We start from the raw sequence: 13,044 nt of genomic DNA, 5'->3' as shown, positions 1-13,044 counted from the left end.
GCTTTACTACCGCTTCTGTGGCCGCCAGCGCACGAGCAGCTTCTCCAGCAGGGCAATGAACAGGAAGAGCAGCAAGCTGAGCGCGACAATAATCATGATCGCTACGAATAGGCGATCCGTACGATAAGCCGACTTTTGCAACATCATATAATAACCAATACCCTTGTCTGCACCGATCCATTCGGCGATGATGGCACCCATCACGCTATAGGTAGCGGCGATTTTGACACCGGAGAACACGGATGGCAGCGCATGGGGGAGCTCCAGCTTCCAGAAGATCTGATGACGCTTTGCACCAGCCATGCGCATATAGTTCATCATCGCCGCGTCAGTACGGGTCAAGCCGTCCATGGCCGCCACTGCAACGGGGAAGAAGCAGACCAGAATGATCGTAATCAGCTTGGGCAGTAGCCCGAATCCGAACCAGATTAACAGGAGCGGCGCGAGCGCGATGGTCGGAATATTTTGACTAAGAATAAGTAAAGGATACAGGGCTGACTTGAGAAAAGGGACCAAATGCAGTACCATCGCAATCAGTAATCCAACCGCTGTTCCAGCGGCGAATCCAATCAGCGTTAACTGAATGGTTGCGGAAGCGTGCATGCCAAGCCGTTCGGCCTGGGTTGCCGCTTCGCGGGCGATGTCGGACGGTGCAGGCAGCATCCATTTCTCAATATGGAAGAGGGAGACGGCTCCCTGCCATATCGCTATAAAGAGAATAACCGCCACAATGGGCGGCCATACACTTTTGAAATAGGCAGGCATTAGCGATACTTCTCCGTCAGGGTATCCATGCTGAAGCCGGTAGGGCTATGGGCGATTTTGATCTGGGAGATGATGCTTGGGCTGCCAGCCTCCACGAGTACCTCGTGCATTTTACGGACAACTTCCAGCAGTTCCTCTAGTTCCCCCTCCATCGTGGTGTCGAGCGCGTTCACCTGATATTTCAGGCCGGATTGCTGAATAACTTCAATGGCGCGATCAACGTAAGGATAAGAGTTCTCGCCATTTGGCGTTTTCGGGATAACCTGAATACTAAGTAGTGTGCTTGCCATGAGAGATCACGGCTCCTTTCGTGATAAATAAAATGAACTAATGACTGTTACACTTGCCACTTCGATGACAGAATAACCTTCCAATCGCTGTTATCCCCAGATTTTTTTGATTCCCTTTCTCTAAAGGGAAAATCCGGTGATAAAGGCGACCGCTTCGCTTTTTCACGTTATTTCTGTCCTCTCCGTCATCGTGTAAATATTAAGTTCGTTTTATATGAGAAATTTTATTGGGGTAAAAACTCGTTCGTATATGCCTTGCTCACATCGATCTGTTCATCCAGCAGTTTTTTGCTAAACATCCAGTCGGTGTAGTTCTGCCACACTTCCTGCTTTTGCTCACCCCAACGCGGGGCGTCATCCGTGTATTTTGGACTAAGCCACTTCTGGCTTGCCAGTACCAAGTCTTTATCCAAGTCCGGTACGGCCTTGATCAGAATGTTTGCTGCGTCTTCGGGATGATCAATTGCGTATTGATATCCTTCTGAAGTGGCTTTCAGGAATGCTTTCACCAACTCAGGGTCGTTTTGGATCGTCTGCTCGTTTGTTACTAGTACAGGCGTGTAGTAATCCAGTGCATCTGAATAATCCTTCACATATAACATGTCGATCGGTTCTCCGCGCAGTTCGGCTTCAATACCTGTCCAGGCGTAGAAAATCCATGCGAAATCGATATCCCGTTTCACTGCGGTGAAAAAGTCGGCATCACCCATGTTAATGTTTTTCACTTTGGATACATCGGCTCCGTCGCCTTCCATAATGGATTGCATCACGGCTTCTTCGACTGGGGAACCCCAACCGCCATAGGTTTTACCTTCAAAATCTTTCGGTGACTTGATATTCCGATCCGCCGGAGCAGCGAAACCAGATGTATTATGCTGAATAACTGCTGCGATGGAGACCAATGGAACACCCTGTGTGCGGGCTTGAGTTACACTCTCCTGATAACTTACGCCAAAAGGCACTTCATTCGAGGCAACCATTGTATCTGCGCCACCGGCACCTGGTTGTACAATCTCAACGTTCAAGCCTGCGGCTTTATAAAAACCTTGATCTACAGCTGCATACAGGCCTGTATGATTCGTATTTGGTGTCCAGTCGAGCACCACTTTAATATCTTTCAGGGCGGCAGTGTCACCTTCGTTGCTGCTTTCCGTATTTGTGTTGCCGTTCTGCCCAGCTGGGGCAGCTTCTTTGCCACCACATGCGGCTACAGTCACCATAAGCACGCATAAGAGCAACAATCCCATCGTTTTACGCCATTTCATCTGTGGTCTCTCCTTCGGTATGTCCGGCCGATTGGCACGGGGTACTCCTTGGCTTCATATCCAATCATCTTGCATAAATCGACAGATTTATACCAGTTGAGATCTGGATGACGTTATTTTTGAACAAGTAAAACGTCCATCGATGTCATTCAAGGAAGCCAGACCGCGTTTAGCGGCAGTTTTTCTTGCAATATCAGGAAGGTGATGCTTCCAGTCTTATACTTTCTGATAGTAACAAAAAAAGCGCCCCGTATTCCGGGACGCGTGCAGGCGTTAGAGAGGTGGCGTTCAGCCATAGGGCTGTGCCATTTCGATATACTCCGATTCCTACGCTGGCATGATCCAGATCAGGTCTAAGGGTTAGTATCTTGGTGGGATACACTCTCAGCCGGCCAATTCCGACTCCCCTGGGAAACTATGAAGTTACGGGCATTACTAGGTGTAATTATAGGCCAGCGGGTGGAACGTGTCCAGTCATGAACTGGATAGGGACACGTATAAGTTATCAAACAGGCCGTTATACATATGTATAACAGCCTGCTTGGATGTGTTATTTTCAATAATTATCGTGGCGAATCATATAAGGCAATCTGACTGAGTGCAAAAGCATCGGATTTTGGGTCATAACCTACCTGTTTCTGAGTGGTTTCCAGATTCAATCGTTTAAACCGATTATTCGAGATCCCATGCAGTATGGTGAAGGGTTCCAGATCGGTAGTTGTAATTGCTTTGAACATCAAATCACACAAGTCAGCCGGACTAATATATGCGCTCATATCCCTTGCCTCCAGCACTGGTCCGTCCGGTTGAAAATCATCATATGCACCTATACGTATTGCTACACTTTGTAAACCTTCGGTATACGCAAAATAGGAAGCGAGCGATTCTCCAAAACATTTGCTAACCCCGTACAAATTCCGTGGGCGTGTTGGCATGTCCGGATAGACTTGAGCATCAATGGGATACCCCTCAATCGTCTGTGCACTGCTTGCAAGAATGACTCTTCGTACACCTTGGTCTTTAGCTGCACGGAATACATTAAATGTACCTTTGATATTGATGTCCAACAACGATTCATAAAATCCGGCATTCGGGGAAGGATCTCCCGCCAGATGTACAACCACATCCATGCCTTCGCAAGCATGCTGACAGGCTTCGGGGTCTGTCACATCCAGTGTCATGATCTCATGGCCGGTCCCTTGATACGTATGCAGTCTGTCGATATTTAAATCCGTTAGTCGCAGGTGAAATGCCTCTGACAAGTGTTGGGACAAGTCACGTCCAATTTTTCCGGCTGCGCCGGTAATTAAAATGTTCATAAATCAACTCCAATTCTTAGCGCTGGAAGAACTCAATCCATTCCTTTTCAGGTCCATAGATGAAGAAATAGCGATAACCGTTAGGCAGTGTGATAATCTCTCCGTCGATAAATTCGGCTTCGGTGGATTGGATGCGTTGGTACTCAGAATCAAGATCATGCACGTGGATCGCAAAATGGTGCACCGTACCTTCGGAAGGCAGCTTGTCGCTGTATCCTTGAATTAGCTCAATCTCAGTCTCGTTACTTCCATTGAAGCCGAGAAAGGCGAGCTGAATGACGCCGTTAGTATGGGTTACCCGGTCTTTCAATTCAAGACCAACAATCTCCGTATAGAAACGCAGCGTGGTCTCCAGATCACGCACGGCAATGCCGACGTGGTCAATGCGCTTTTGAAAACTCACAATCAAAAACCTCCTTATGTAGTGAATGTTTCTACCATTTTAAGGGATATCATAGAGCTGTACTACATGGTTGTCAAATCCAATTTTAATTTGGAAAAACCATAACTGTTCACAGAATGTTCACTTATGTGGAGGGTTTCCTCATCTCTATAATTACGAAGGTAAACAGAGAGGATGAGAGAATTGCCAACAAGCAAGAGGGAACAAATTATTTTCGGATTAATGATGTGTACAGGAATGGTCTTGGTCATGATGTTCTTCAATCTATGGCACAGTGGGTTACTCGGCAAGATGTCCCCGATTGAGATACTGCTTCAATTCATATTATGTTTTGTCATCGCGTTTCTGGTGGAGTCTTTCATAGTTGGCCCTGTGGCGAGAAAGATTGCATTCTCATTGCCCTTCGACAAGTCCAACAAGATTTTGGGTGTGCTCGTTATGTCATTTTTTATGGTGATTGGCATGGTTCTGATCATGTCCATGTATGGAATGATCTCGGCATATCTTGCGGATCAATTAAGTGGGTCATCCATATTCCGTACGTATCTCCATACAATCGCTCGTAACTTCAGCCTGGCGCTTCCATATCAGTTAATCATTTTGGGACCACTCGTCCGATATGTATTCGGTAAATTCATCAAGGATAACGAGCCCGTATTGCCTGTCGTTAACAAAAGTGTGTGATTTGGCTGGCCATAAGTATTTCCTGGGCAATCTTGTGCAAATGAACAGATCGTATTATTACCTGTAATGAAAGGTGATCTGAGGCAAAGATAGGATACTTTCCACCACGATTACAGCGCTAACGAATCGAGAACATCTTATTAGGCCAGTTTTTAGAGAATGAAAAATCTAACGAATCTCTGCGGCGTTATTATGCAAAAAAACCTCCAAACGAGGCATTTAATTGAAGCTAATTATCTATAATAACGTCTCTAGGATTCGTTAGATTTCAAATATGCAGAAATGGAGGGGAATAGCGTGTGTTAGGTTCGTTAGAACAGAGTAACACTACAAAAAAATGCCCACCGTCAGGTCATGACAGTAGACATTACAATTTCTTTAATAGGTATTTCTAATCCTCAGGACTGGATCGACACAGAACTGTTAAGTCGCAGAATTGGCTATATGTTTGTTCTGCCAATGATACGTGATTACGCTAATGACAAGCAGGCCAACTGCAAAGATCGCAAGCATCCATGCAGACTGATTAACGGCCAGATGATCAAGACTCCATCCTGTAGTCAAAGGCAGAATGGCACCACCAACCCCACCTGAGGCAATCAAAATGCTGGGTGTGGATTCTTCTGTTCCGGGCAGCAGTTTACTGGCGAAGACAAGGGCAATGGAGAATATCCCTGACATCGCCAGTCCAAGCAGTAAGATGATGAGAAATGCAGACCAGATTTGGTTTGTAAATGGAAATAGCATTAACAAGAGAACAGATGCAAGACAACTGTACAGGACATATACGCGGTATTGGAATTTCTCTGCGATGTATCCGGCGAAGAGTCGTCCCACGGACATGGCAATCCAGAAACAGGTGACACTAAGGGCTGCTCCGGCTTCCTTCATGTTCATTTTCTCAATCAGGATCGCCGGCATGAAGTTCGCAAGACTCATCTCTGTGCCAACATAGAGGAAGAAGAACAGGACGAATAATACCAGAAGAGTCCTGTTACGGCCACGATAGGTTGGACTGGATGTACTTGCAGATGCGGGATGCATCTCACCCGATGTCCCTGCAGAGTGCGTATTTACGGAAGCATGATTTGAACTCTGTCGCTCCAGAAACTTATCGAGTTCACCGAATGATCCTTTCGCCCAGAAAACAAAGGTCAGCGCTGCGCAGATGGCAACAACGAGAAATGACAGGCGCCAGTATCCAGCAGCAATCAGACCGCTGGCAATGAGCGGCATGACCATCGCTCCGATCCCGAATAACACTTCCAGTCGACTCATGGCAACGGCTGTATTGTCTTTGATTGCAGCGATGATAATGGTCCCAATAACAGCTTCAACCATTCCGAATCCAAAGCCGGCAGCGGGTGCAATGACGAACATCCAGCCCCATGGTGGCAGCAGCATGTAGGATAATTCTGCAATACAGAGCAACGCTGTGGCGATTAACAGGCCTCCCCGTTTACCAAAGCGTCTGTTCAGCCATGGAGATAACAATACACCACCCAGGAATCCGGCAAATTGGGCAAAGATCAGCGTTCCGCCTTGGCTATAATCTTTGCCGTAATGTTCAAGTGCAACCGGTAGAATGGAACCGAGCACAACGTGGGCAAGTCCAATCAGGAAATAGGACAGACATCCGATCCAAAGTAATTTTTTCATAAAGAACTCCTTCTACTTATATACATAAATTGAGGATCACAATAAAGCGCAATCTTGAAGACAAAGTCTATCATAACAGGACATGTTAAGTTGTGCCATGAATTCCTGATCGATACAGAAGGTTGCAATCTGGTCCGGCGTTCGTATATACTGAGACCAACAATTACAGATCGGACCATGCCGTTGAAGAGCATCCAACTCGGAGGCGTTTTCGCCAGGGGAGCGATATTTCCCCAAGTTAACCGGAACCGCCCGTTATCGCGGACCAAGAGGCTGGAAGCAGGATATCCTGATTCAGCAAGTTGGGTGGCACCGCGAGCAGAGCGCTCCTCGTCCCAAGGGATGAGGGCGCTCTTTGTATTTTTACAGCCAAAGGAGACGGTGACTATGTTAGAAATGAAATGGATTCGGGCACATGCAGAAGAGGTTCAGGCAGCGGCAGACGGGAAAAAAATCAAGATCAACATTCGCACATTGTTAGAGCGGGATGAGGAACGCAGGGCACTTTTGCAGGAATCGGAAGAAGGACGCAGATTGCGCAATACGTTATCTGCTGATATTGGCAGACTCATGCAAGCCGGGAATCGGGAACAGGCCGAGGGTTTGCGGGCTCAGGTGAAACAGATCAATGAACAGTTGGAACAGGTGGAAGCGAGGCTCGCCCCTGTGCAGGAGGAAGTAACCAAGCTACAATGGCTGGTACCCAATATCGTGTCCCCGGATACCCCCAATGGCTTGTCGGACGCAGACAATGTAGAGCTACGACGTGTGGGAGAGGTGCCAACGTTCGAGTATAACACCAAAGATCACGTGGAACTTGGGGAGTTGCATGATCTGATCGATATTCCTCGTGGAGTTAAGATTGGCGGTACGCGAAGTTATGTATTAAAAGGCGCTGGCCTGTTATTACATCGGGCAGTACAGCAACTTGCGCTGGATCTGTTGCTGAAGCATGGGTTTACACCGATGGAGGTACCGCTGATGGTCAGGGAGGACGCGCTGGTGAACACCGGATTCTTCCCAACTGGTCGAGATCAGGTCTACGAACTCGAAGGAGAGAACAAGTGGCTGGTGGGAACTTCTGAAGTGCCGCTGGTCTCGTATTATGCGGATGAGATTGTCGATGTTCAAGAGCCTGTGAAGCTGGCCGCGGTATCGACGTGTTTCCGCAGTGAAGTTGGCTCCGGCGGACGGGATGTACGCGGATTGTATCGTGTGCACCAATTTGCCAAAGTTGAGCAGGTCATTCTCTGTGCCCCTGATGCAGAAGAATCGGAGCGCATGTTGCAAGAGATTACAGGACACGCCGAAGAATTGCTGCAATTACTGGAACTGCCGTATCGTGTTGTCGCTGTATGTACCGGAGATATGTCGCAGAAAACGTACAAACAGTATGACATCGAGACCTGGATGCCAAGCCGCGGTGCATATGGAGAAACGCATTCGTCGTCGAATCTGCATGATTTTCAGGCGCGCCGTTCGAATATTCGTTGCCTCGATGCCGAAGGCAAGTTGGTCTACTGTCACACCTTGAATAATACGGCGGTGGCATCGCCGCGTATCCTGATTCCTTTGCTTGAGAATCATCAGCAGGAGGATGGAAGCATTCACATTCCGGAAGCCCTGCGGCCCTATATGGGCGGTGCCGAGAGCTTGATTTTGCCAGAGCAGGATGAAGTGAAGTAAAGAGGTTAGTTAAAGCTTTAGGAATTCAAAAAGGGGATGTTCCACACGTCATGTTGCATGTGACGATGGACATCCCTTTTTCAACTGAAATAGTATTTACATAAACCAATTTCCTACTATGTTGGGCTAGATTCAAAGGTTTTTATAACGATTACACGCTGATCTCATGAATTGTTCCAAGACTCTCACTTATGTTATTCAACTTTATGCAATTCATATCCGATATAATATAATAGAAGTAAAATATTGGATTATGGGAGTTGGGAATTAAAAATGAATAGAATTAAACTGGCGCTTCGAGGCACATTTGCTCTAATTATTGCATTAACCGTACTGGTCCCTTCGTTGGCCTTGGCGGCTACTGGTGACGTGAAATCGATTGAAATAACCAATAGCAACCCGCAGAAGATGAGTGTTTCAGAAACAGCTGCACTTCAGGTGATGGCAACGGTAGAGGGTTTTGATAACAAGCAGGATGTTACCGAAGGCGTGACTTGGTCCACCAGTAATGCAGCAGTCGCGACGATGGTGAAAGGCAAAGTCAAGGCTGTAGCCGCGGGCGAAGCAACCATTTTTGCAGAAGTAGACGGGTCTAAAGCCCAGTTGGCTGTCCAAGTGCAGGAGAAGATCAAAAGCATCAAAGCTTCACCGAAATCCTACAGTTTTGTTAAAGGCAGTGAAAGCACCCTTCCGAAAGTAAGTATTACCCGTGCGAATGGTAAGGAAGAGGATGTGACGTCTGAGATTGTGTGGTCCGTATCCACTTCTTCGGCTGTGCTGGAAAACGGTAAAATCAAAGGGGTTACACCCGGCAGAGTATTGCTGCAAGGCAAATACGGAACAACGATTGTGAAAGTCCCTGTTGCTGTGACGGACGAAATTACCAAAGTCGAGGTTACCCCTGCCACAATGCAGCTGAACATCAAGAAGTCCAAAGCGTTGAAGGTTATCGGGACCTACGCGAACGGCAAAACCATTAACCTTTCGAAACAGGTCATATGGACCTCTTCCAATACAAATGTAGCTATCGTGAAAAATGGAGCAGTCAAGACGCTGACTGAGGGACAAGCCACCTTGACAGGAACTTATCAAAATCAGACAATAAAGGCAGAGGTTACCGTTGTACCTTTGCTTAAAAAGTTGATTACAGGCCAGAAAAAACTGGTTATGTCCCCACAGGGAAGCACAACACTGAGTGTGATGGCACAGTATGATACGGGCAAAACCACTGTTGTGACCAACAGTGCGGTGTGGAGCAGCACAAAGCCGGGCGTAGCGACAGTTACAAATGGCAAGATCGTGGCTGTAAGCAAAGGGAAAACGTCCATCACGGCCAAGTGGGGCAACAAAAAAGTGACGATCCCTGTTACGGTGAAATAAATCTTCATATAATGAAGTGCTCTGCATCAATTCAAAGATAAAATAAGTACATGACATCGTTAAAATCATCAATATCATCAAGGTAACAGACAACCAAGGGGCGTAGACATACGCTCCTTTTTTGGATATATAGAAATATGTATCTGAAATGCCTTCTGCTTCAACAACTATATAAGGGGATTGGATGGGATGAATATGAAAGCTTCGATTATAAGCTCAGACTCTAACTCTAACTCTAGTGATCTGGCTTACCTGAAGTATCTTTTTTTATCCCTAAGTTCCATACTTACATTTCAACGGAGTACTACGATTAAGCGCATGAAGCAACGCACCTATGAAAAATACAGAGAAGGTTACCATTTAAAATGTCATGGTGAAGAGGAGATACCTGAATGAAAGATCCAATGCAACCGGAAAATTGGCCTGCCTGGGCGACAGAGTCGGTAGAGATTGCTCCGGCCAACCCCAATTGGGATGCGCAGGCTCAGAATGAAATCCGACAACTCAAACGTCTTCTACAGCAGTTTAATATCCATCAATTCGAGCATATCGGAAGCACATCCATTCCCGGATTACCTGCCAAGCCCATTATTGATCTGATGGCAGAGGTACAGTCATGGGACGACATGGATCTGATTGCGGATCAGCTGAATCCGTTGGGCTGGAACTACGTTCCGCCTGAACTGGATGGACGGGAGTACAGACGATTCTGGGTCAGGGTTAAGGATGGCAAGAGAGCTGTACACCTTCATCTTATGCGCCCGGGAGAAGAACGCTGGGATCGTCAAATTCGGTTTCGGGATGTGCTGAGAAAACGCCCAGATCTGGTGGAAGCTTACGCCGTCCTGAAGACAAAGCTTGCTGATGAGAACAAGGAAGATAGGGAATCGTATACCGCTGCCAAAACGCAATTTATTTTACAAGTGCTTGATGAAGGCGTGTGATTGATTGAAAAGCGTACTTATCAGAGACAGGATGAACTATTTCTTCGCAGTCATGATGACCATGGCGGCAGGACTCGCATCCAGACACTTTGGTGATCGATTGCCGGATTGGGTGCATGAACATTTCGGAGATGCATGTTGGGCGGGCATGATTTATTTCGGAGTACGCATGGTGTGGCCTCATCGCAGCTTGGTATGGGCGATGTGTTTGAGCTGTGTATTCAGCTGGATGATTGAGTTCTCGCAGTTGATCCAGACGCCTTGGCTGATTGAGATACGCTCTACCGTATTAGGTGCGCTTATACTGGGACATGGGTTTCTGGTAATTGATCTGATTCGATATACGGTCGGTATTCTGTGCATGGTTATGATAGATCGTTATTTCCTGAGAAATAAGATGGCTGGATCATGAACTCAAGTGAATCATGGAGGTGTGCTGAATGAATGTAGAAAAACTTTTTGCCGAATTGCCCGAATTCGAAACACAGCGGTTAAAGCTGAGGCGGCTTACGATGGATGATCTTGATGAATATTATGCGTTTGCCTCTGATCCGCGAGTGAGTCAGCAAAGCTTGTGGAACTACCATGAGACGGTGGAGGATTCAATTCAATATATTCAGCGGGTACTGGATAATTATGAACGGAAAACGGTACATATCTGGGCTTTTGTTTTGAAGGAAACAGGGACCCTGATCGGGAGGGGTGGCATTTTTCATCTTAACGAACCCATGCAGAGTGGTGAACTAGGGTACGCGATAGCCAGCAGTCAATGGGGTAAGGGGCTCGCAGCAGAAGCGATGCAACCCATCGTGGATTATTGCTTTCGGGAACTGGACTGCAATCGGTTGGAGGGGAAATGTAATGCAGGCAACATAGGCTCTGCACGCGTAATGGAGAAGCTGGGTATGTCGTACGAAGGTTTGCTACGCAAACAGTTGAAGATCAAAGGTGTATTTACGGATCAAAAATTGTACTCCCGTATCCGGGATGATCTATAATACTTCCAATGACTCATAGGGTACATCGCAGAAATTGAAGGAGGCAGAACCATGATCTATAGTATTATTTCTCGTTCGTTGTGGGAGCAAGTGTCAAAGGGGAGTGTGTATGCACCAGATAGCCTGGAAACGGACGGATTCATTCATTGTTCCACCAAGGAACAGATTCCATGGGTAGCCGGGCAATATTATGCAGGCCGCACGGATCTATTATTACTTAGTATTGATGAGAAGGCGTTAGAGCCAGAACTGGTGTATGAGGATCTCTACGAATTAAATGAACTATATCCACATATCTATGGAGAGCTCAATTTGGATGCGGTTCGCAAAGTCATTCCATTTGAACCGAATGCAGACGGTACGTTTTCATTTCCTGAATAAATAACATGTGACGCTTCTATTTGGACGTGATCTGGGGCATTATACTTTTTCGAAGGGTGGTTAACGGATGGATATGAATCAGGTTTTTCTGGAGACAGCCGAGAAGCAATTCTTGTATTACAAGCAGCTCGGGGAAAAAGCCATGGCACAACTGGATTCCGAGCAATTGTTTCAATCCTGGAATGAAGACGCGAACAGCATTGCGGTAATCGTAAAACATCTATGGGGAAATATGCTGTCCCGTTGGACGGATGTACTGACAACAGATGGTGAGAAACCGTGGCGTGAACGGGACGCCGAGTTCGTGAATGATATTGCATCCCGGGAAGAGTTGCTCGCCAAATGGGAGGAAGGCTGGAATTGTCTACTCGAGTCCATTCGCTCGTTTACCCCGGAACAATTGTCTCATATCATATATATTCGGAATGAAGGTCATACCGTGATGGAGGCCATTATTCGGCAATTAGCACATTATCCGTATCATGTCGGGCAGATAGTATTTGCCGCGAAAATGCTTAAAGAAACAGCTTGGGACAGTCTCTCGATTCCGAGAAACGGGTCAGATCAATATAACGGCGGCAAATTTGCCAAGCCGAAGGCACGCAAACATTTTACAGAAGATGAACTTCATATAGAAAAAGGTGAGGAACAACAATGACTCAAATTGCATTGATTCGCCATGGAAGCACAGCGTGGAATAAGGAAAAACGTTCACAGGGACAGACGGATAATCCGCTGGATCAGGAAGGAAGGGAACAGGCGGTATTACTTGCCGCGAGACTGGCCGAAGAATCCTGGGATGCCATCTATGCAAGTGACTTGGAACGTGCAAGTGAGACAGCTCGCATCATTGGTGATCGCTTGGGCATTCAGGAGATTCATCTGGACCCTAGACTTCGCGAGATGGGCGGAGGACAGGTCGAAGGAACGACGGAAGAGGAACGGTTAGCCAAGTGGGGAGCGGACTGGAGTACTCTGGATCTTGGACGGGAGCTTGCAGATGCAGGGACTGTTCGAGGCAGTGCGGTGCTTGAAGATATTGTACAGCAGCACCCCGATGGAAGAGTGATCGTTGTCAGTCATGGGGCCGTCCTGCGGAATACACTGCGAGGTCTGGTGCCTGAGCTTGATATTAGCGTGAAGCTGTCCAACACATCCATAACCCGGATCGCCAAGAATGAGAATGTGTGGCAATGCGAACTGTACAATTGCAGCGTGCATTTGGATTCTTAGAGAGAGTCTCAATAGATGGATGCCCTGACGTTAAAAC

At 46.9% G+C, this 13,044-nt stretch carries 15 protein-coding genes and 1 riboswitch; of the genes, 9 read left to right on the top strand and 6 right to left on the bottom strand.

Going from position 1 to position 13,044, the window contains the following annotated elements:
• Positions 1 to 6: 6 nt before the first annotated feature.
• The 5 genes from MKY28_RS23745 to MKY28_RS23725 form a co-directional block, all read right to left on the bottom strand.
• Positions 7 to 765 carry an ABC transporter permease gene (locus MKY28_RS23745; protein ID WP_036616724.1) on the bottom strand — a complete coding sequence of 253 codons (759 nt, stop codon included), beginning with the start codon at positions 763 to 765 and terminating at the stop codon, positions 7 to 9.
• Positions 765 to 1,055 (bottom strand): thiamine-binding protein, encoded by a 291-nt coding sequence (locus MKY28_RS23740; RefSeq protein ID WP_017690996.1) that lies wholly within the window; start codon positions 1,053 to 1,055, stop codon positions 765 to 767. Before MKY28_RS23740 ends, MKY28_RS23745 begins: the two co-directional genes overlap by 1 nt.
• Before the next feature lie 224 nt (positions 1,056 to 1,279).
• On the bottom strand, positions 1,280 to 2,320 hold the full coding sequence (locus MKY28_RS23735) for an ABC transporter substrate-binding protein (RefSeq protein ID WP_338707625.1): 1,041 nt from the start codon (positions 2,318 to 2,320) through the stop codon (positions 1,280 to 1,282).
• 306 nt (positions 2,321 to 2,626) lie between these two features.
• Positions 2,627 to 2,739: riboswitch (TPP riboswitch) on the bottom strand.
• Between the two features lie 144 nt (positions 2,740 to 2,883).
• Positions 2,884 to 3,639, bottom strand: a complete 756-nt coding sequence (locus tag MKY28_RS23730; RefSeq protein ID WP_340019026.1) for an NAD-dependent epimerase/dehydratase family protein — start codon at positions 3,637 to 3,639, stop codon at positions 2,884 to 2,886.
• Positions 3,640 to 3,655: 16 nt separating this feature from the next.
• Positions 3,656 to 4,042, bottom strand: coding sequence for a VOC family protein (locus MKY28_RS23725; RefSeq protein ID WP_340937197.1), 387 nt, complete (start codon positions 4,040 to 4,042; stop codon positions 3,656 to 3,658).
• Positions 4,043 to 4,216: 174 nt separating this feature from the next.
• Here MKY28_RS23725 and MKY28_RS23720 point away from each other — a divergent pair, with 174 nt between their 5' ends.
• Positions 4,217 to 4,726 (top strand): hypothetical protein, encoded by a 510-nt coding sequence (locus tag MKY28_RS23720; protein ID WP_340937196.1) that lies wholly within the window; start codon positions 4,217 to 4,219, stop codon positions 4,724 to 4,726.
• A 423-nt stretch (positions 4,727 to 5,149) separates the two neighbouring features.
• Here MKY28_RS23720 and MKY28_RS23715 read toward each other — a convergent pair whose 3' ends face one another.
• Positions 5,150 to 6,385: an MFS transporter gene (locus MKY28_RS23715; protein WP_340937195.1), complete on the bottom strand. Its 1,236-nt coding sequence runs from the start codon at positions 6,383 to 6,385 to the stop codon at positions 5,150 to 5,152.
• Positions 6,386 to 6,772: 387 nt separating this feature from the next.
• Between MKY28_RS23715 and serS the strand changes: the two genes are divergently transcribed.
• From serS to MKY28_RS23675, 8 genes are all read left to right on the top strand, one after another.
• The gene (gene serS / locus MKY28_RS23710; RefSeq protein WP_340937194.1) at positions 6,773 to 8,071 is read left to right on the top strand and encodes a serine--tRNA ligase; all 1,299 of its coding nucleotides are present in this window, start codon (positions 6,773 to 6,775) and stop codon (positions 8,069 to 8,071) included.
• 273 nt (positions 8,072 to 8,344) lie between these two features.
• Positions 8,345 to 9,451 (top strand): Ig-like domain-containing protein, encoded by a 1,107-nt coding sequence (locus tag MKY28_RS23705; RefSeq protein WP_340937193.1) that lies wholly within the window; start codon positions 8,345 to 8,347, stop codon positions 9,449 to 9,451.
• Positions 9,452 to 9,843: 392 nt separating this feature from the next.
• Positions 9,844 to 10,395: a GrpB family protein gene (locus tag MKY28_RS23700; protein ID WP_340937192.1), complete on the top strand. Its 552-nt coding sequence runs from the start codon at positions 9,844 to 9,846 to the stop codon at positions 10,393 to 10,395.
• A gap of 4 nt (positions 10,396 to 10,399) precedes the next feature.
• Positions 10,400 to 10,807 (top strand): ribosomal maturation YjgA family protein, encoded by a 408-nt coding sequence (locus MKY28_RS23695; protein WP_340937191.1) that lies wholly within the window; start codon positions 10,400 to 10,402, stop codon positions 10,805 to 10,807.
• Between the two features lie 28 nt (positions 10,808 to 10,835).
• The gene (locus tag MKY28_RS23690) at positions 10,836 to 11,393 is read left to right on the top strand and encodes a GNAT family N-acetyltransferase (protein ID WP_340027788.1); all 558 of its coding nucleotides are present in this window, start codon (positions 10,836 to 10,838) and stop codon (positions 11,391 to 11,393) included.
• 51 nt (positions 11,394 to 11,444) lie between these two features.
• On the top strand, positions 11,445 to 11,774 hold the full coding sequence (locus MKY28_RS23685; protein ID WP_036616752.1) for a DUF952 domain-containing protein: 330 nt from the start codon (positions 11,445 to 11,447) through the stop codon (positions 11,772 to 11,774).
• Positions 11,775 to 11,841: 67 nt separating this feature from the next.
• Entirely contained in the window at positions 11,842 to 12,432 is a 591-nt protein-coding gene (locus MKY28_RS23680; RefSeq protein WP_340937190.1) for a DUF1572 family protein, read from the top strand.
• Positions 12,429 to 13,007 (top strand): histidine phosphatase family protein, encoded by a 579-nt coding sequence (locus MKY28_RS23675; RefSeq protein ID WP_340937189.1) that lies wholly within the window; start codon positions 12,429 to 12,431, stop codon positions 13,005 to 13,007. The genes MKY28_RS23680 and MKY28_RS23675 overlap by 4 nt, the downstream gene beginning before the upstream one ends.
• Positions 13,008 to 13,044 lie beyond the last annotated feature (37 nt).

It is taken from the genome of Paenibacillus sp. FSL R5-0473 (assembly GCF_038004565.1).
Taxonomy (GTDB): Bacteria; Bacillota; Bacilli; order Paenibacillales; family Paenibacillaceae; genus Paenibacillus; species Paenibacillus amylolyticus.
Note: the sequence above shows the minus strand (reverse complement) of the source record. Positions and strands in the feature narration are given on the sequence as shown.